Below are 17,805 nucleotides of genomic sequence, written 5' to 3' on the forward strand. Positions count from 1 at the left end.
TTCTTAAATGGTTTAGAGCTCTATACTTTAGTCACGGAGCAACTCGTCCCAGAGAGAGGAATACTATGGCAGAGCAGCAGCTTATCGGAGCACTCGAGGCCGGCGGCACCAAGATGGTCTGTGCCACGGGCTATGCGGACGGTACGGTCCTGGAGCGTGAGCAGATCGCGACCACGACCCCGCAGGAGACCGTTGAGGCCGTCAACGCATGGTTTGCCGACAAGGGCATCGCCGCGCTGGGCATCGGCGCCTTTGGCCCCACCGCGGTCAACCCCGCCTCGTCCCAGTACGGCAAGATCTTAGAGACGCCCAAGACCGCATGGCGCTACTTCGACCTGCTGGGCACCATCCAAAACGAGCTCAACGTCCCCTGCGGCTACGACACCGACGTCAACGTCGCCTGCCTCGGCGAGGTCACCTTTGGTTGCGCCCAGGGCCTCACTGACGTTGTCTACCTGACGATCGGTACCGGCGTGGGTGCCGGCGTGCTCTCGGGCGGTCAGCTCGTCCACGGCATGATGCACCCCGAGGCCGGCCACATCCTGGTCACACGCGACCCGCGTGACACCATCGGCGAGCACAGTGCCTGCCCCTTCCATGACAACTGCCTGGAGGGCCTCATCGCCGGTCCCGGCGTTAAAAAGCGCTGGGATGGCAAGAGCGCCGGAGACATGGCCGATGACCCGGAGGCCATGGACCTGCTCGCAGGCTATCTGGCACAGGCGCTCATGACCTACACGCTGTGCTATGCCCCGCAGAAGATCATCATCGGCGGTGGCGTTGCCGATCACACCCCTATCGTGCCGCTCGCCCGCAAAAAGTGTGCCGAGATGCTCAACGGCTACATCGTCACGCCCGAGGTCAACGATATCGACACCTACATTGTCAACAACAGTCTCGAGGGCAAGCAGGGCATCATGGGCTGCCTGGCCCTGGGTGCCGCCGAGCTTCATCAGTAGGCGCGCCAAAGGGGCGCCGCAACGTCCGGCAATCCCATCCTACGGGATAACGCCGCCACGCCCCGTATAAGCCCCCAAACAAAGAAAGGCCGCCTAGGACCAAGCAATGTGTCCTAGGCGGCCTTTTTGGCACATATGAGCGATCGTAGAAGATATCGAAGCACAACGCCCGTCATCGCTCCGCAGCAGTCGATCATCACGTCGGTGATCATGCCGGCACGACCGGGCACAAAGAGCTGAATCGTCTCGTCAATCGAGGGAATCAACAGCAGGAACACCGCCGTGGGAAGCAGCACGTCAAAGGTGCGACGGCCCTCGATATCAAAAGAATGCGTCGCCAGAATGCCGAGCACCATGTACTCGGTAAAATGCGCGCACTTACGAACGACGAAGTTGGTCACCCACTCATACGGAAGCCCCATGCCGTGCAGAAAGCCGCGAACGGCCTCCATAATCGACAGGCTCAATGAACCGGACCCCGTGCCAGGAACCATCGAATTGCCCCAGATGAGCAGCACCATCAAGCAGGTCGCGACCGCCCATTTTCGATCGAGTTTAAGCATGCAGGAGTTATGCCTCCGCACAGAGCGGCTCAAAGCTGGCGGTGCCACCCTCGATAACGCTCAGATAGGCACGGCCCGTGCGCCTCACCGCTGCAGACTGCAGGCGGTCGATCTCCTCCTCGAGAATCTGATTGACGCGCTCGTGACGACGGTTCTCCATGATGCCGGCAGCGATGGCCTCGGCACGCTCGATACCTTCGCGCGAGATGCGCGCGGTGTCCTCGGGGAACACGGCGCTGTGGCGACCAACGTAAGCGGGGGCAGCGGGCTGAGGAGCAGGCGTAAACACCGGAGCGGCAACGGGAGCGGGCTCGACGACCTCGTCCAAAATTGCGGCAGCGGCGGCCCACATGCCCTCGTGGCCCGAATAATCGGCCATGGGGACGTCTTCCTCGGGAGTCGCATCGACAGACTCGTCGACTGCGACGGGCTGGGACGCGGATGCCGGGACATCGACCGGGGCAGCGACCACATACGGCATGTCATTCGAGATGACCGGCTCGTCAAGGTCATCGAGATCGATAGCCGCAGCAGAGGCGTCGCTGATGATCGGCATGTTGGCAAGGTTCACGTTGTACGGCACTGCCTCCGCCGCCTGCTGCTGTGCAGGAGCGCCCCACAGCGAGCTTTCGGCAGCACGACGGGCGGCAATAGTCTCCTCGTCGACGGCCAGCGGCTCGTCGGCATAGGGGTCGGCGGCGGCAGCAGCCGGAGTCACGGGCACGGCAGTGTCATACGTAACGGATTGAGCTGTGGCGGCGTTGTTGGCAGCGTTAGCCACGAGCGCCACAAAGGCGGCCGTGCTGCCCGCAGGAGCGGCATGAGAGCCCGAGACGGCGCGCGCAGCGGCAGCGATGTCATCGCGGTTATAGGAGCCGGTCTTACCGCCGTAGGTGAGTTCGTCGATAGCGACCTGGTAGACGTCGCGTGAGCGCGTGGGATCGCAACTGACCGGCGAATCGTCGTCGAGCATGCTATCGATCATGGACCAGGCGTCGGCCTCGCTCATGGCGTCTGCGGCACGGGCGATGGTGGGGACGCCATCGTCGGCACGACGGCGCTGGAAGGCACCGGTCAGGCCAGAGAAAACCGAAGAGGGCTGCGCGGCGTTTGCCTGAACGGCAGGAGCCGCAGCAGCAACGCCCTGAGGGGCAGCCCACTGCTGTTGGGCGGGCATCGAGGCGGTCTGGAACTCATCTTGATGCTGGTTGACGTTCGCAGCGCCACCCATGGCGTCGGGCTGGAACAGGCGCTCGGCATGCTGCGCGCGATATTCAGAAATGCCGAGCGAGGCGGCATAGATACCCACGCCCGCCACCGCACCCACGGCAAAGGGAACAGCGCCCGCGACGACCGTCTCGTTCACCGACGAAAACGGCAGCGTGGCAGCATACATCACCACGGGAGCGGCAAGGCCGATTCCGCAGGAAAGTCCAGCAAGGACTGCTCGTTGTGTTGCATCAGAAGAAGCCATGAGCTCTCCCCATCTTCCAGCACCCAAATCGCATCATTCAGTTGGCTGCGCGAGAGAAGATGAAGCGGGGCTATGCCCCAAAGCAACGGTATGTGGTTCGTTTCATCTGCGTTTTCCGTCGCGAAGCTTAACAGCTATTATGCGAAACCCCCTTGGGGATTGCAAGCGACGAAGCGGGATTGAAACGGGAAAATCGCTGCTTGCCGGTCGTGAGGTCAATAATCGCTGGCGAGCGGCTATACGAAAAGGGCCAGGATCTAAACCCGGCCCTTCTGGCATATCTATGGTTGTTGTCGCGTGCAGCGAGCGACTTAGAACGTCTGCTCGTAATCGCTGTGCTTCTTTGCCGAACGCACCAGGAACTCCTGGTTGGTATTAGTGCCCTTGAGGCCCTTGATAAACGATGCGGCCGCGCGCTCGGTATTGTTCATACCGGCGAGGATACGGCGCAGGCCAAAGACAAACGGGCGCATCTGCTCGTCGACCAGCAGGTCCTCGTTGCGCGTGCCGGAGGCAACGGGGTCGATGGCCGGGAAGATGCGGCGGTCGGCAAGGTCGCGGTCGAGCTTGAGCTCCATGTTGCCGGTACCCTTGAACTCCTCAAAGATGACCTCGTCCATCTTGGAGCCGGTATCGATAAGGGCGGAAGCCAGGATGGTGAGCGAGCCGCCGTTCTCGATATTGCGGGCTGCACCCAGGAAGCGCTTGGGCGGATACAGGGCCGCCGAATCGACGCCGCCCGACAGGATACGGCCCGAGGCGGGAGCGGCCAGGTTGTAGGCGCGGGCAAGGCGCGTGATGGAGTCGAGCACCACCACGACATCGCCACCCAGTTCCACGATGCGTTTGGCACGCTCGATCACGAGCTCTGCCACGCGAGTATGGTTGTCGGCGGGCATATCGAAGGTCGAGGCCACGACCTCGCCCTTGATGGAGCGCTGCATGTCAGTGACCTCTTCGGGGCGCTCGTCGACGAGCAGGCAGATGAGGTGCACCTCGGGATTGTTGATCGAGATAGACTGGCAGATCTTCTTGAGAATCGTGGTCTTGCCGGCTTTTGGTGGCGACACGATCAGGCCACGCTGGCCCTTGCCGATCGGCGACACGATGTCGATGGCGCGACCGGTGATGGAATCCTTGCCGTGCTCCATGCGCAGCGGCTCATTGGGATAGACCGGGGTAAGGTCGCCGAACTTGGGGCGATTGCGGATCTGCTCGGGATCCATGCCGTTAACGGTCGTGATCTTGGCGAGGCCGGCGCGCTTGTCGCCGCCGCGTGAGGGGCGCAGCGAGCCCTCGATCACATCACCCGTACGCAGGCGTGCGGAGCGGATGAGATATGCGGGGACAAAGGCGTCGTCGCTGGACTTCATGTAGCCGTGGGCATGGATGATGCCGGAGCTGTCCGGGCGAATCTGCAGAATGCCCTTGATGTCGCGGAAGCCCTCGGCCTTCGCAGCGGTGGTGTAGATTTCCTCGACGAGCTCGGCCTTCTTCTTGCCGGTCGTCTCGATCTCGAACTCCTTGGCCTTTTCGCGCAGCTCGGCGACCTTCATAGCCGCGAGTTCCTCGCGCGAAAGCGTAGGCTCGGTCGGGGCGGCGTTACGCTCCTTGTTGCGCTGCTTGCGATCGCGTTGACGGTTACGGCGGTCGTTGTTGCGTTCGTCTTTGCGCTCGTTGCGCTCGTCGTTACGCTTGTGCTGACGGCGGTTGGGGCGGGCGCTATCATCGGTCTCGGCGGTCGTGGCGCCCTCGGCCGCCGGAGTTGCGGCGTCGGTGTCGGCCGGGACTTTATTATCGGCCTTGGTATCGGCATCGGCATTGGGCTCGGCATCGACCTGCTGCTCGGCGGCCTTAGCCTTTGCAGACTTCTTGCGCGTACGCTTGGGCTTCTCGGCTGCCGGCTGACCGGCGTTCTCGGCATCGGGAGCGGAGTCGACGGCCGCCCCGGCGACCTCGTTGCCAGAATCCTCGGACGCGTCCTTTTTCGAACCCTTGGCCTTGGACGAGCGCTTATCGGCCGTGCGACGGCTGCGACCGGGGCGAACATCGGCGGGCTCGCCCTCGGCGGGTGCGTCGGCCTCGGTGGCAGCGGCTCCCTGGGCAGGAGCGTCGGCGACGGGCGCGGGCGCGGCGGTCATCGCGGCGTCCTGCGCTGCGGCTGCTGCAGCGGCAGCGGCAGCCTTCTCGGCCTCGACGAAGGCCTTGGGCTTGCGGCCGCGACGGTGCGGACGAAGAGCAGGATCGACAACGGGAACCTCGTTGGCCTCGGCAGGTGCTGCAGACTCAGAGGGCTGCGCACCCTCCCCTACCGCAGAACGAGCCGGAGCTTCACCGGACTCTTGAGCCGCCTGCTCAGCATCCAGCTGAGACTTGGCCGCACGACGACGCGTGCGCGGAGCCGGCTTCTCGGTCGGCTGCCCCGCGACAGGGGTCTCGGTGGCCGTATTCGCCTCGAATACGGCCGGAGCCACCAGCTCGGTCAGAGCTGCGGCCTCAAGCTCGGCAGCACGGCGACGGGCGCGCACAACCTGAGCCTCGCTGATTTGTGCCAGCGCGCGGGCCTGTGCAACCTCATCGGAAATGGGGGCCGAGGCATCGGCGGCAACGGGTCGCTTCGCGCGCGTGACACGCGTCGTGCGACGCTTGGGCTTTGCAGCCTCCTCGCCGTCAGCGGCGGGCTTAGGCGCACGGCGTGTGCGCTTGGGCTTTACGGGCGCGGCATCCTCTTCGGCCGCAGGGGCAACTCCCTCGCCAGCAGCAGGCGCGACCTTCTCAGCCGATGCGGGCGCAGACGTCGAAGCGGCCCTGGGGGCATCAGGAACCGATGCCTGCACCGGTGCAGGCATCGCGACCTGGTCCGACGCAACCGGTGCAGCGGGAGCGGTTTGCGCCGTCGTTATTTCGTTTTCTTGCTGTTGATCAGACACAGTGTTTGCTCAACTTTCTTTTCAAGCCCTGTGATCACATGCTCCCTGCATATACCTTCAGGGCGGCTAAACAGTCTAGCTCCGTCGAGTGAGCGACGGGCATCATTGATCTGTATCGAGATGATTGCGTCATACACGCAGCGTTAGTGTAACACAACCGCAACCACCTGCAACTTAGTCATTGGGGACGTTCTTAAACGGCTAGTCAAAAGGGACACTCTTTGTTTGCCACCCACAAATCTGACTGCCTCCGCCAAAACTATGGCGGTTTACTACGATGAATCGCTCAACCACGACCACTCCGAAACTTGTTGAACTAAAACCGCAGGTAGATGCCTTGCACTTTTTAGCAAAAAGCCGGCGTGGTTAGAATTCCTCAATTCATCGTAGTAAACCGGCATGGTTTCGTATTTCCAGCAGTTCCAAATTCATCAATACGTCGGCGTTTGCGAAAAAAGCCCGACCTCCGTAGGAGATCGGGCTTATAGGGCTCAGTTAAACCAAACCTACACGGTCAAATGACCCGCAGATTACATCTGCTCGGGCGCGGAAACGCCAACGAGGGTAAGCACCAGGGCGAGCGTCACGCGGACAGCGTCGCAAGCTGCCAGACGGGCGCGCGAAAGCTCGGGGTCGACGGGACGGCCCTCGCTCGGCAGAACCTGGCAGGCAGCGTAGAAGCTGTGGAAGTCGCCGGCGAGCTCCTCGGCAAAGTGGGTCAGACGGAACGGAGCGCGATCGCGAGCACAGCTGGCGATCAGGTCGGTGAGCTCGTTGAGCTTGCGCGAAAGGGCGAGCTCGGTCGGGTCGGTCAGCAGCGAGTAATCGACGTTCTCACCGATGGCCTTGGCGGCAACGGCCTTCATGCCCATCTCGTCGGCCTGCTCGGCGGTAACGTCGGCGGCACGGCGCAGGATGGAGCACACGCGGGCGTGAGCATACTGCACGTAATAGACCGGGTTGGAGTTGTCGCGCTTCTTAACGGCCTCGATGTCGAAGTCGACCATCTGGTTGGAGCTCTTGGAGATGAGCGTGTAGCGAGCGGCATCGGAGCCGACCTCGTCGACGAGCTCCTGCAGGGTCACCATGGTGCCCTTGCGCTTGGACATACGGACGGGCTTGCCGTTACGCAGCAGGTTGACGAGCTGGCCCAGCAGAACCTCAAACTTGCCGGGGTAACCCAGAGCGTCGCAGACGCAGCGTACGCGCTCGATGTAACCGTGGTGGTCGGCGCCCCAGATGTCGATGACGTGATCGACGCGCTGGAACTTATCCCAGTGATAGGCGACGTCGGAGGCGAAGTAGGTGTACTCGCCGTCGGACTTGATCAGGACGCGGTCCTTGTCGTCGCCCAGATCGGTGGAGCGGAACCACAGGGCGCCGTCCTTGGTGTAGAGGTAGCCCATCTTGTCGAGCTTCTCAAAAGCGCGGTCGACGGCGGAGGTGCCGGCGGTCTCGCCCTCGGTGTCCTTCACATACAGCGAGCGCTCGGAGTACCAACGATCGAAGTCGCAGTTGACGGCGTGGCAGAGGTCGCGCATGTTATCGACCATCTTTACATAGCCGCGCTCGCGGAAGCTCTCCATGCGCTCCTGAGGATCGGCGTTGACCCACTTATCGCCGTCGGTGCGCCAGAACTCGGCGGCCTCGTCGATGATGTAGTCGCCGCCGTAAGAGTCCTTGCCCAAGGTCTCGGCAAAGTTGTCCTGATACGGATGGGTCTCGGGGTGCTCGTCGTTCTCGTCGGCAACAAAGGCGTCACGGTCGGCGATCAGCAGCTTGTGAGCCTCGTCGATATCAACGCCCTGCTTGGCGATGATGTCGGCAAGCTGCATATAGCGCGTGCTGATGGAGTTGCCGAAGGTGTTCATCTGAGAGCCGTGGTCATTGATGTAGAACTCACGCTGGATCTCATAGCCGGCGTGGTCCATAACGCGGCAGAGCGAATCGCCCAGCGCGGCCCAGCGGCCGTGGCCGATGTGCATGGGGCCGACGGGGTTGGCGGAAACGAACTCGACCTGGGTCTTCAGGCCGCCGCCGACGTTGGACTTAGCAAAGTCCATACCCTTCTCGCGGGCCTCGCCAAAGATGGCGTTCTTGACGGCGACGGAGAGGTAGAAGTTGATGAAACCGGGGCCGGCGATCTCGACCTTCTCGATCGCGGGGTCCTCGGGCATATGGGCAACGACGGCCTCGGCGATCTTGCGCGGGGCGCAGTGAGCCAGCTTGGCGGACTTCAGAGCCATGGTGGAGGTCCACTCGCCATGAGAAGTATCAGCCGGTCGCTCGATAGCGCAATCGTCAAGTTCAAATGCGGAAAGGTCGCCGGCCTCCTGGGCCGCTGCAAGCGCAGCGCGTACCAGCTCTTCAATCTTCTCGGGCATAGATCCTCCTTGTGTTAAAGCCCCCGAGCTCTTGGTCACTCGTAGGGCAAAAGCCAGAGTTTGTAGCACTCTATCACAAGCGACGGGCACTGTCGCAGGGTAAAGCTAATAGATATTGCATATGCACAAAAATGACTACAGCTTACATGGAGTCACTCAAAGATGCCGGTCTGCCTGCAGATTATGCAGGCGTTGAAAATGCATAAAGGTGTGAATGAGCTGCGTCTGTTATCGAATACTCTTACCTATCAGAATTGTGTGCTTTTCCTGCATAAAGTAAGGGTTTGCGCACGTCAGCGTGTTATTCTAGACATACGTAAATTCGTATAAGTTGGAGGTAGCATGTTCTCAATCGGTCAACACGTCATTCATCCGGGTCAGGGAGTCTGCACCGTCGTCGGTTTTAGGGACGACACGCCGCAGCCCATGCTGTTGCTCGAGACCAAGCAGGGACATGCGCAGACGATCCTCATGTACCCCGTGGCGCAGGCCGATCGTTTGCATGCCGCCATCTCCCAGCAAGATGCCGAGCACCTGCTGAGCCACTATGACGAGCTGGAGTGCGACACCTTTACCGAGCGTAACAGCTCGCTTGAGGAGACGCACTTTAAGCAGCAGCTCAAGCTGGGCGCGCCCGAGACGGTCCGCGTGGCAAAGACCATGATGCACCGCATTCGCCAGGCCGAGGAAGCTGATAAAAAGCCCAGCTCTTACTACATGCGCGTACTCAAGGAGGCCAAGCGCCGCTCCATTGAGGAGTTCGCCGTGGCCCTGGGCGTCACCGAAGAGGACGCCGAAGCCCGCCTAGCCCAAGCCGCCCTCAACTAACCCATCCGCGCCAAAAACCACCACAAAGGGGACAGGCACCTTTGTGGTGGTTTTTTCGTTCTAGTCGTTCTAGTAGTATTCATTCTTAGCGATACCTACGAGCACAAGGAGCCTCTTATGGCAGAGCCACTTACCGCCGGAATCACCCGCGACCGTGCGTTCGAACTGCTCAACGAGCACAACAAGGACCCGTTCCACATCACCCATGGCGAAACGGTCGAGGGCACCATGCGCTACTTTGCGCGCGAGTTCGACCCCGAGAACGAGGAGTTTTGGGGCATCGTCGGCCTGCTGCACGACCTGGATTGGGAGGAGCATGAGGATGACCCCATGAACCACACCATCTATGCGGCCGAGATCCTCGAGGGCGAGGGCGCCTCTCCCGAGCTCATTCGCGCCATCCAGACGCACACGTCCGATTTCAACACCTCGCTGCCCAAGCCCGAACTGCAGATGGAAAAGATACTGTTCGCCTGCGACGAGCTCACCGGCCTGATCGGAGCCGCCGTCGTCATGCGCCCGAGCAAGAGCGTCATGGACTTTACGACCAAGTCGCTCAAGAAGAAGTTCAAGGACAAGCGCTTTGCCGCCGGCTGCTCGCGTGACGTGATTTCGCAGGGCGCCGAGATGCTGGGCTGGGAGCTTCCCGAGCTCTTCGACCGTACCATCGCGGCCATGCAATCCTTCGCTCCCGATCGCGACACCTTCCAGGCCTAACCGCCCACGCCACCTATAACCACCGCAAAGGGGACAGGCGCCTTTGTGGTGGTTTTTCGTTTGCAACAGGTTTAGGGACGGACCTGGCCGGTGCCGCGGAGCTTGTATTTGTAGGTGGTGAGGGCCTCGGCGGCAAAGGGACCGCGGGCGTGGAGCTTTTGGGTCGAGATGCCGATCTCGGCGCCCAGGCCAAACTCGCCGCCGTCGGTAAAGCGCGTGCTGGCATTGGCGTACACGGCCGAGGCATCGACCGCATCCAGAAAGCGCTCGCAAGCATCCGTGTCCTCGGCGATGATGGCCTCGGAATGCATGGTGCCATAGCGGTTGATGTGCGCGATGGCCTCGTCCTCGTTCGCCACGACCTTCACGCTCATCTCGAGCGCCAGGTACTCGCGGCCCCAGTCCTCCTCAGTCGCGGCAACATAGTCGTCGCCCTCGACAAGCCCAGCGTCGGCGCATGCGGCGCACGTGGCATCGTCGCCGTGAATCAGCACGCCGTGGCCGTGCAGCACGGCAACGACTGCGGGCAGGAAGCGATCTGCAACGGCACGGTCAACCAGCAGCGATTCGGCGGCATTGCACACGCCCACGCGCTGGGTCTTGGCATTGACAATAATGTTGAGTGCTTTATCAAAGTCGGCGGATTCATGCACGTAGATATGGCAGTTGCCCGTGCCTGTCTCAATCACCGGCACGAGCGACTCGCGCACGCAGCGCTGGATCAGGCCCGCACCTCCACGCGGAATGAGCACGTCGACGATGCCGCGGAGCTTCATGAGCTCGCCGGTGGCCTCGCGGTCGGTGGACTCGATCATCGAGATAGCCTCGCGCGGGAAACCCTTGGCCTCGAGTGCATCGGCCAGCAGTTCGGCAATCATGGCGCACGAGTGATAGGCCAGCGAACCGCCGCGCAGGATGCAGGCGTTGCCGGTGCGGATGCAGATGCCCGCGGCATCGGCCGTCACGTTGGGGCGCGCCTCGTAGACCATGGCAACCAGGCCCAGCGGCACACTCACGCGCGTAAGGTCCACGCCACTCGCAAGCACACGGTGATCGAGCACGCGGCCCACGGGATCGGGCAGCTCGGCGAGCTTCTCCAGGCCGGCGGCCATGCCCTCGACGCGCTCGGGCGTCAGCAGCAGACGATCGAGCAATCCGACCGAGGTGCCCGCATCACGCGCAGCGGACATATCGAGCTCGTTGGCGGCGACGATGGAGTCGATACCGTTGCGCAGTGCTGCGGCCATGGCGCGCACGGCCTCCTGGCGCTGCTCGTCGCTCGCCGTGGCAAGCGAGGCCGACGCTGCCTTAGCGGCAACGGCAAGATCGTGGACATACGTGGCTATATCGACCGACATGGACGGCCCTTTCTCCTAGAAGTTTGCAACCATGGTAGCCGATTTGCGCATGGCCTCGCCCGCGGCGGTAGAATTGGTCAACCCGAAACACCGCAACGAACGGAAGACTCACATGGCCCTCATTACTTCGTACCACGTCCCCGGCCTGTATGTCGAGGACCACAGCATCGACGTCCCCCTCGACTGGCGCGGCCTGGAGCCAATGCTCCTGGCCGTCGGCAGCACCATGCGCCGCGGCGCTATGCCGGCACCAATCGCCGGCGCGCCCGAGAGCATCAAGCTCTTCTACCGCGTGGTTTGCGCGCCCGACCGCATCAACGACGATCTGCCGCTGCTTCTGTTTTTGCAGGGCGGCCCCGGCGGCGAGAGCCCGCGTCCGCTGTCACCCACAAGCGATGGCTGGATCGAGGAGGCCGTCAAGCACTTCCGCGTGGTCCTGCCCGACCAGCGCGGCACCGGACGCAGTAGCTGCGTGGACGGACGCACGATTGCCACCTTGGGCGATCGCGCCGAGGCAGCCGGCGCCGATGCGGCCCGCTCGCAGGCGGACTTCCTCAAGCGCCACCTCGCCAGCTCCATCGTGCGCGATTTTGAGTACCTGCGCCTGGTGGGCTTTGGCGGCAAGCCCTGGGTCACACTCGGGCAGAGCTACGGCGGCTTTTTGACGTTGAGCTATCTGTCGCTCTTCCCCGAGGGCGTGGCGGCAAGCTTTACCTGCGGCGGCATTCCGCACGTGCCGGCGAGCGCCAGCGAGGTCTACGCGCACACCTTCCCACGCATGGCAGCCAAGACGCAGCAGTATTACGACCGCTACCCCGCCGACGTCGAGCGCGTGGCGGCCCTGGCAGATGCCCTCGAGGAGCAAAAGCCCGTGTTGCTCGACGGCTCGCCGATGACGGTCGAGCGCCTACAGCTCATGGGCAGCGACTTTGGCATGAAGCCGAGCTTTGAGCGCATGCATTGGATTATCGATCACGCGTTTGTTACAGGCAACGGTACACTGAGCTGCGGCTTCTCGGTATCCGACAGCTTTTTGATGCGCGCCTTCGAGCGTACCAACACGCGCACGAATCCGCTGTACTGGACGCTGCAGGAGTTCATATACGCCGACGGTGACACTATGCCCATTGGCTGGGCCGCAGCTGAAGAGAAGGCACACCGCGCCGAGTTCGACACCCTCGCGCGCCCGCTCATGTTTACCGGCGAGGCCATGTTCCCGTGGATGTTCGAGCAGATGCCCGAGCTCAAGCCCTTCAAGCCCGCGATGGATCTGCTGATGGAGGACACCAGCTGGGACAAGATCTACGACCCGCAGCGCCTGGCCTGCAACGAGGTGCCGCTCCAGGCCGCGGTGTACTTCGATGACATGTACGTGGACTCGGGCCTGCAGCTCGATACGCTCAGCCGCGTGGGCAACTCGCATGCCTGGGTGACGAACGAGTTTGAACACGATGGCCTGCACGGCAGCGTGGTGTTCAAGCACCTCTTCGACGAAGCCCTCAACCGCGGAAACCTGCGCCAGATCTTCTAGCAAAGGAGTGTCCCCGTCTGCCGGCACAAAAGGAACGTCCCCAAGTGCCGGAAAAGGAGAGGCAGCACTGCTGGCAAAACGAGCCACAGCGCTGCCTCTCTTTATGCAAACACTATCAAGTTGTCCCTATGGATCGCGGGCTTCTCGGCCAGGTCTGCCAGCAGGCGGTTGCCGGCGATCTGGTCCTGGCGGCGACCGGCTGCAAGCTCCAGCACGTCCGAATCGGCCTCAGCGATACCGCGGGCGACGACCATACCGCTCGGGTCGCACACATCGAGCACATCACCCTCGGCAAACTGGCCATCGACCTCGCGAATACCCACCGCAAGCAAGGAAGAGCCACGGCTGACCAGCGCCTTCGCAGCACCATCATCGACCGTCACCGAGCCATGCGCCTTGTCGCCCAGTGCGATCCACAGCTTGCGGGGTGCGATGTCCAGACGCTCCGCCGGCGGATCGAACAGCGTGCCCACGCTCTCGCCGCGGGCGAGGCGCACGAGCGTATCGGGCTCCTCGCCCGAGCAAATCACGCTCTGAATGCCCGCCGTCATCAGGATGCGGCTCGCGCGGATCTTGGTAATCATGCCGCCCGTTCCCACCGATGTGGAAGAATCGCCCGCCGAGGCAATAATCTTGGCATCGATCTTATGCACGACAGGAACAAACTCGGCCGTGGGGTCCTCATGCGGATTGGCAGTATAGAGACCATCGATGTCCGAGAGCGTCACGCACAGATCGGCAGAAACCAGGCAGCTCACAAGCGCCGCCAGTGTGTCGTTGTCGCCAAACTTAATCTCATCGACGGTAACGGTATCGTTCTCGTTGACGACCGGCACCACGCCAAGCTCCACGAGGCGCAGCAGGGCGTCGCGCGCATGCAGGTAGGACGTGCGGCGGGCCGTGTCGTGGCGCGTGAGCAGTACGAGCGAGGTGAGCAGGTCGCGCGCATGGAACTCCTCGTCGTAGGCCGACGAGATGATGCACTGACCGGCCGAGGCGCAAGCCTGTAAGCTCGGCAGGTCACCGACCGGCTTGCGTTCGAAGCCCAGCACGGGATAGCCACAGGCGATAGCGCCCGAGCTCACCACGACCAGACGCCAGCCGAGCTTGCGCAGCGCTGCGGCCTGATCGGCAAGTCCGCCGATAAAGGCGCGGTTGACCTTGCCATCGGCACCCACCACCGTGGACGAACCGATCTTTACCACCATCGTTTTATAAGAAGTCGTCATACGTCAAACCAATCAACTGTGGAGGGTTCGGCCGAGCTGGCGGCCAAGGGAGCGTGACTCGCCCCTACCGCCCAAGGAATTAGTGAGCCCAGGGAAAAGCAGAGGCCGCGGCCATGTTCTTGCGTACGAGCTCGTCGCGCACCTGAGCCAGGCCCTGCTCCATGCCCACCACATAGGTCTGCGGGTACAGGAAGCGCTTGAAAGCTGCGTCCAGATGATCGAGCGCCCAAGCACAGCGCTCGCGCGCGTCCTGGATGCTCTCACGCGGAGCCACCGCACTGCCATCGCGCACGATCGGCACCAGCAGCTCGCGATACTCAAGTTCGGACACGTCAGTCACCAGGGCGGCATCATTCACGGCCACGAGGGTATTGCCGCGCGCGGCGCCCTCCCCCGCCAGATGGTCCTCGTCGTAGATCATGTCGCAGACCGGGCCGCCAAAGCCGTCGTAATAACGGCGCACGCGTTGCACGCCCGGGATCGTGCGCTTGTAGGGCTGCTCGGAGAGCTTGACCACCGGCGTCCATGGATCTGCCTCGCTCGCACGGCGGGCGGAAAGCTTGTACACGCCGCCCAGCGCCGGCTGGTCATAGCAGGTCGCGAGCTTGGTACCCACGCCAAAGCTGTCGATGGGCGCGCCCTGGTCGAGCAGCGACTGAATCGTGTACTCATCCAGATCGTTAGAAACCGAGATCCCCACATAGGGCAGGCCCTCGGCATCAAAACGACCGCGCACATACTTGGAGAGCTTGGCGAGGTCGCCGGAGTCGATGCGAATAGCCGATAGACGCTCGCCCACCGCCTCCATCTCCTTGGCAACCGTAATGGCATGCTCGCAGCCCTCGCGCACGTCATAGGTGTCGATGAGCAGCGTACAGTTCTTGGGGCTCGACTTGGCAAAGGCACGGAAGGCCTCGAGCTCGGAATCGAAGCTCATCACCCAGCTGTGCGCATGTGTGCCAAAGACGGGAATACCGTAGCGGCGGCCGGCGAGCACATTGGACGTAGAGGAGCAGCCGGCAACGTAGCTCGCGCGCGCAACGGCCAGGCCGCCATCGGGACCCTGGGCTCGGCGCAGGCCAAACTCCGCCACGGGGCGACCGTCGGCGGCGAGCACCACGCGCGCCGTCTTGGTGGCGACAAGCGTCTGGAACCCGACGATGTTGAGCAGCGCCGTCTCGAGCAGCTGGCACTCCAGCGCGGGGCCGGTGACGCGCACCATGGGCTCGCGCGGAAAGACGAGCTCGCCCTCGGGCACGGCGTCGATGTTTACATGCGCACGAAAATCGCGCAGGTAGTCGAGGAATCCAGGCTTGAACATCGCGCCGCCGGCAGGGGCCTGGAGCGAGGCGAGGTAGTCGATGTCCTCGGGCGTAAAGCGCAGATTCTCGACCAGCTCGGGCAGTTCGGCGGTGCCGCACATGACGGCATAGGCGCTGCCAAAAGGATGGTCGCGGTAAAACGCGGTAAAACAACCCTGCTCATTGGCCTTGCCGCTCTCCCACAGGCCCTGGGCCATAGTGAGCTCGTACAGATCGGTGAGCATTGCAATGTCGGTGGGATGCGAGATGTCGGTCAAAGCCATGGGGCGACCTTTCGGATGTGTGGTGCAGAATTTGAGGGTTGGACGAGAGCAGAGGATGCGGACATGACGGCCGATGCAAATCGGTTAGAGCAGGCCCATGCTGGTCAGAATCGTGTAGCTCATAAAGATGACAAACGCGATGAGGGCAAGGACAATGATGATTTTTTGAGCCGGCGCCATGCCAGGGATCTCGTTCTCGCCCGTAGGCTCCTTGGAGGCAACCATGCGCTGGGCAAAGGTCATCTCGTCACGGCTCGGCTTGGGCTCGACGGACTTGGGACGAACGGCCTTTTTAGGCTGAAGTTTGGGCGCGGCAGGTGCAGGCTTCGCGGCAGCGGGCTTGGGTGCGGGCGCCGGCGCGGATGCGGCGTTCGCGGCGACCTCCTCGGCCTTCGAACGCTCGGCACGCAGGGCAGCCAGCTCCTCACGCTCGCGACGGGCCTCTTCCTGGGCCTCGCGGCGGGCCTTCTCAGCGCGGAGCTCTTCCAACTCAGCGCGCTCCTCGTCGGACAATGGTTGGGACTCAAGCTCGGCCATGGTACAGCCCTTTCTTTTAAAAAAAGCCGCCGACACAATGTCAGCGGCTTATCAAATCCAAGGGTGGAGACGAAGGGAGTCGAACCCTCGGCCTCTGCCATGCGACGGCAGCGCTCTCCCAACTGAGCTACGTCCCCAGGACAAGTCGATATTTTACCTACGGCTCGCCAACTGTCAACGCCCAATAACCAGTCTTTTTGGGGCGCGGCTATTTTGGCAACTTTTCGAGCAGGCAATCCTCTCGATGATTTTTTAATCCCCGTCCCAGAAAAATCATCGACGAACGCACTACTTTGCGCTGGTAAGAACACCGGTGGTGTCGAAGGCCGGGGTGAAGCTCTCGTCTACCGCGCCGCCCTCTTGCCAGAACATCGTCGTAAAGCCCAGATCGTCGGCATGGTCGAGCACTTGCTCGTACTCCTCGCGCGTCACGGCGCGTGCCAGGTCGCCGCCCTGCTCGCGCATGAGCGCATTGGGCGTGTACTGGTTCATGACCGAGATCGGCACGTCGCCCACCGTCTGCCACACCAGGTCTAACACGCGGCACGAGTCGTCAGCATGCCCCGGCAGCACCAGGTGGCGCACGATGATGCCGCGCTTCATGAGCCCGTCGTCATCCATCAGCTCTCCCCCGCGGCGATAGATCTCGCGCGCCATCTGGGCCAGACCCGACACGGCCACGCGCGGGTAGTCCTTAATATGAGAAAGCGACTGCGCAAGCCCGGCATCGGCATATTTAAAGTCGGTGAGCCACACATCGATCAAGTCACCCAAGGCAGCAACGGCACTCGCCCGCTCATAGCCGCTCGTGTTGTAGACGATCGGGATGTCCAGCCCGCGCTCCCTCGCTGCGGCAATCGCGGCCGGCAGCAGGTGAGCATAATGCGTCGCAGTCACCAGGTTGATGTTGTTGGCGCCCTGGTCCTGCAGTTCCAGCATAATCTCGACCAGGCGCTCAGGTGAAATCTCAAGGCCAAAATTGCCGGTCGAGATCTCGTGGTTCTGGCAATAGACGCATTTGAGCGAGCAGCCGCTAAAGAAAATCGTGCCCGAACCGGCCTCGCCCGAGATAGGCGGCTCCTCCCACATATGAAGCGCCGCGCGGGCCACCTTGAGCGTGTCGTTAGCACCGCATACGCCGCGCGCGCCCTCATCGCGCGCCGCACCGCAACGGCGCGGACACAAATGGCAGGCGGGCGAAAAAAGTTCGGTCAACGACGTCGGCATAAAAACATGCTCCAAAACAACGATTCAGCAGCTCAAACGTAAAGGGCCAGGCCGCGTAGACGGCTCCGTCCATAAGGCGCCGTAATCGTCCGACACGATTTTTGTAATGTCAAGACTGGAATCCACAAAGTGCCGCTTTATGATGTAGGTATTCCGCCCCCCGCGGAGCAACTGGGTGAACCGTCGCGTTTATTTAGGGAGCCCACACAGTCGTACCTAGTACAGGTATCCTTCGTTGTTAAGGACGCTGGAACAGTCGATGAGGGCACCCACCTGTTTTAGGTGGGTTCATTTTCGTAACGTGGGGGGTGGTTTTCTTTTGCCGAAAACCACCATTACAGCCCATATGGATCCCCGCCGGTATCCCGACAAGCTATCGACAATACCCTAATATCTGGTAAGCGCGTGATTATCGCTGCGTGCAATTCCATGCACCCCCCTTGGTCGAGTATCATGGTTCGGCTATGCCCTTTGCGCTTAGCA

Annotated in this window: 13 protein-coding genes and 1 tRNA gene; 4 read left to right on the forward strand and 10 right to left on the reverse strand. The window is 62.2% G+C overall.

Annotation, left to right across the window (positions count from 1 at the left end; genetic code table 11):
- Positions 1-65: 65 nt before the first annotated feature.
- Positions 66-959 (forward strand): ROK family protein, encoded by an 894-nt coding sequence (locus tag DW003_RS00205; protein ID WP_118386918.1) that lies wholly within the window; start codon positions 66-68, stop codon positions 957-959.
- A gap of 113 nt (positions 960-1,072) precedes the next feature.
- Here the strand turns inward: DW003_RS00205 and DW003_RS00210 are convergent, their stop codons facing one another.
- The 4 genes from DW003_RS00210 to argS form a co-directional block, all read right to left on the reverse strand.
- A complete protein-coding gene (locus tag DW003_RS00210) occupies positions 1,073-1,522 on the reverse strand; it encodes a VanZ family protein (protein ID WP_118386920.1) in 450 nt (149 codons plus the stop codon).
- Positions 1,523-1,529: 7 nt separating this feature from the next.
- Positions 1,530-2,996 carry a hypothetical protein gene (locus tag DW003_RS00215; protein WP_147352168.1) on the reverse strand — a complete coding sequence of 489 codons (1,467 nt, stop codon included), beginning with the start codon at positions 2,994-2,996 and terminating at the stop codon, positions 1,530-1,532.
- A gap of 311 nt (positions 2,997-3,307) precedes the next feature.
- On the reverse strand, positions 3,308-5,845 hold the full coding sequence (rho, locus tag DW003_RS00220; protein WP_233545407.1) for a transcription termination factor Rho: 2,538 nt from the start codon (positions 5,843-5,845) through the stop codon (positions 3,308-3,310).
- Positions 5,846-6,456: 611 nt separating this feature from the next.
- The gene (argS, locus tag DW003_RS00225) at positions 6,457-8,310 is read right to left on the reverse strand and encodes an arginine--tRNA ligase (protein ID WP_118386924.1); all 1,854 of its coding nucleotides are present in this window, start codon (positions 8,308-8,310) and stop codon (positions 6,457-6,459) included.
- A gap of 342 nt (positions 8,311-8,652) precedes the next feature.
- On the opposite strand from argS, the gene DW003_RS00230 reads away from it, so the two are divergent.
- Together DW003_RS00230 and DW003_RS00235 are read left to right on the forward strand one after the other, a co-directional pair.
- On the forward strand, positions 8,653-9,138 hold the full coding sequence (locus tag DW003_RS00230) for a CarD family transcriptional regulator (protein WP_022094807.1): 486 nt from the start codon (positions 8,653-8,655) through the stop codon (positions 9,136-9,138).
- A 117-nt stretch (positions 9,139-9,255) separates the two neighbouring features.
- Positions 9,256-9,855 carry an HD domain-containing protein gene (locus DW003_RS00235; protein ID WP_117648366.1) on the forward strand — a complete coding sequence of 200 codons (600 nt, stop codon included), beginning with the start codon at positions 9,256-9,258 and terminating at the stop codon, positions 9,853-9,855.
- Positions 9,856-9,926: 71 nt separating this feature from the next.
- On the opposite strand, the gene DW003_RS00240 is transcribed toward DW003_RS00235, so the two are convergent.
- Positions 9,927-11,213 carry a glutamate-5-semialdehyde dehydrogenase gene (locus tag DW003_RS00240; RefSeq protein ID WP_118386926.1) on the reverse strand — a complete coding sequence of 429 codons (1,287 nt, stop codon included), beginning with the start codon at positions 11,211-11,213 and terminating at the stop codon, positions 9,927-9,929.
- Positions 11,214-11,325: 112 nt separating this feature from the next.
- On the opposite strand from DW003_RS00240, the gene DW003_RS00245 reads away from it, so the two are divergent.
- The gene (locus DW003_RS00245) at positions 11,326-12,744 is read left to right on the forward strand and encodes an alpha/beta fold hydrolase (protein ID WP_118386928.1); all 1,419 of its coding nucleotides are present in this window, start codon (positions 11,326-11,328) and stop codon (positions 12,742-12,744) included.
- A 101-nt stretch (positions 12,745-12,845) separates the two neighbouring features.
- Here the strand turns inward: DW003_RS00245 and proB are convergent, their stop codons facing one another.
- From proB to DW003_RS00270, 5 genes are all read right to left on the reverse strand, one after another.
- Positions 12,846-13,973, reverse strand: a complete 1,128-nt coding sequence (gene proB / locus DW003_RS00250) for a glutamate 5-kinase (protein ID WP_118386930.1) — start codon at positions 13,971-13,973, stop codon at positions 12,846-12,848.
- A 79-nt stretch (positions 13,974-14,052) separates the two neighbouring features.
- Positions 14,053-15,558, reverse strand: a complete 1,506-nt coding sequence (locus tag DW003_RS00255; protein ID WP_117583751.1) for a nicotinate phosphoribosyltransferase — start codon at positions 15,556-15,558, stop codon at positions 14,053-14,055.
- 84 nt (positions 15,559-15,642) lie between these two features.
- Entirely contained in the window at positions 15,643-16,095 is a 453-nt protein-coding gene (locus DW003_RS00260) for a hypothetical protein (RefSeq protein WP_118386932.1), read from the reverse strand.
- 64 nt (positions 16,096-16,159) lie between these two features.
- Positions 16,160-16,232 (reverse strand) — tRNA-Ala (locus tag DW003_RS00265).
- A gap of 151 nt (positions 16,233-16,383) precedes the next feature.
- A complete protein-coding gene (locus tag DW003_RS00270) occupies positions 16,384-17,322 on the reverse strand; it encodes a radical SAM protein (RefSeq protein ID WP_118386934.1) in 939 nt (312 codons plus the stop codon).
- Positions 17,323-17,805 lie beyond the last annotated feature (483 nt).

Origin of the sequence: Collinsella sp. AF36-3AT, assembly GCF_003475205.1 — a bacterium.
In the GTDB taxonomy this organism is placed as follows: Bacteria; Actinomycetota; Coriobacteriia; order Coriobacteriales; family Coriobacteriaceae; genus Collinsella; species Collinsella aerofaciens_AF.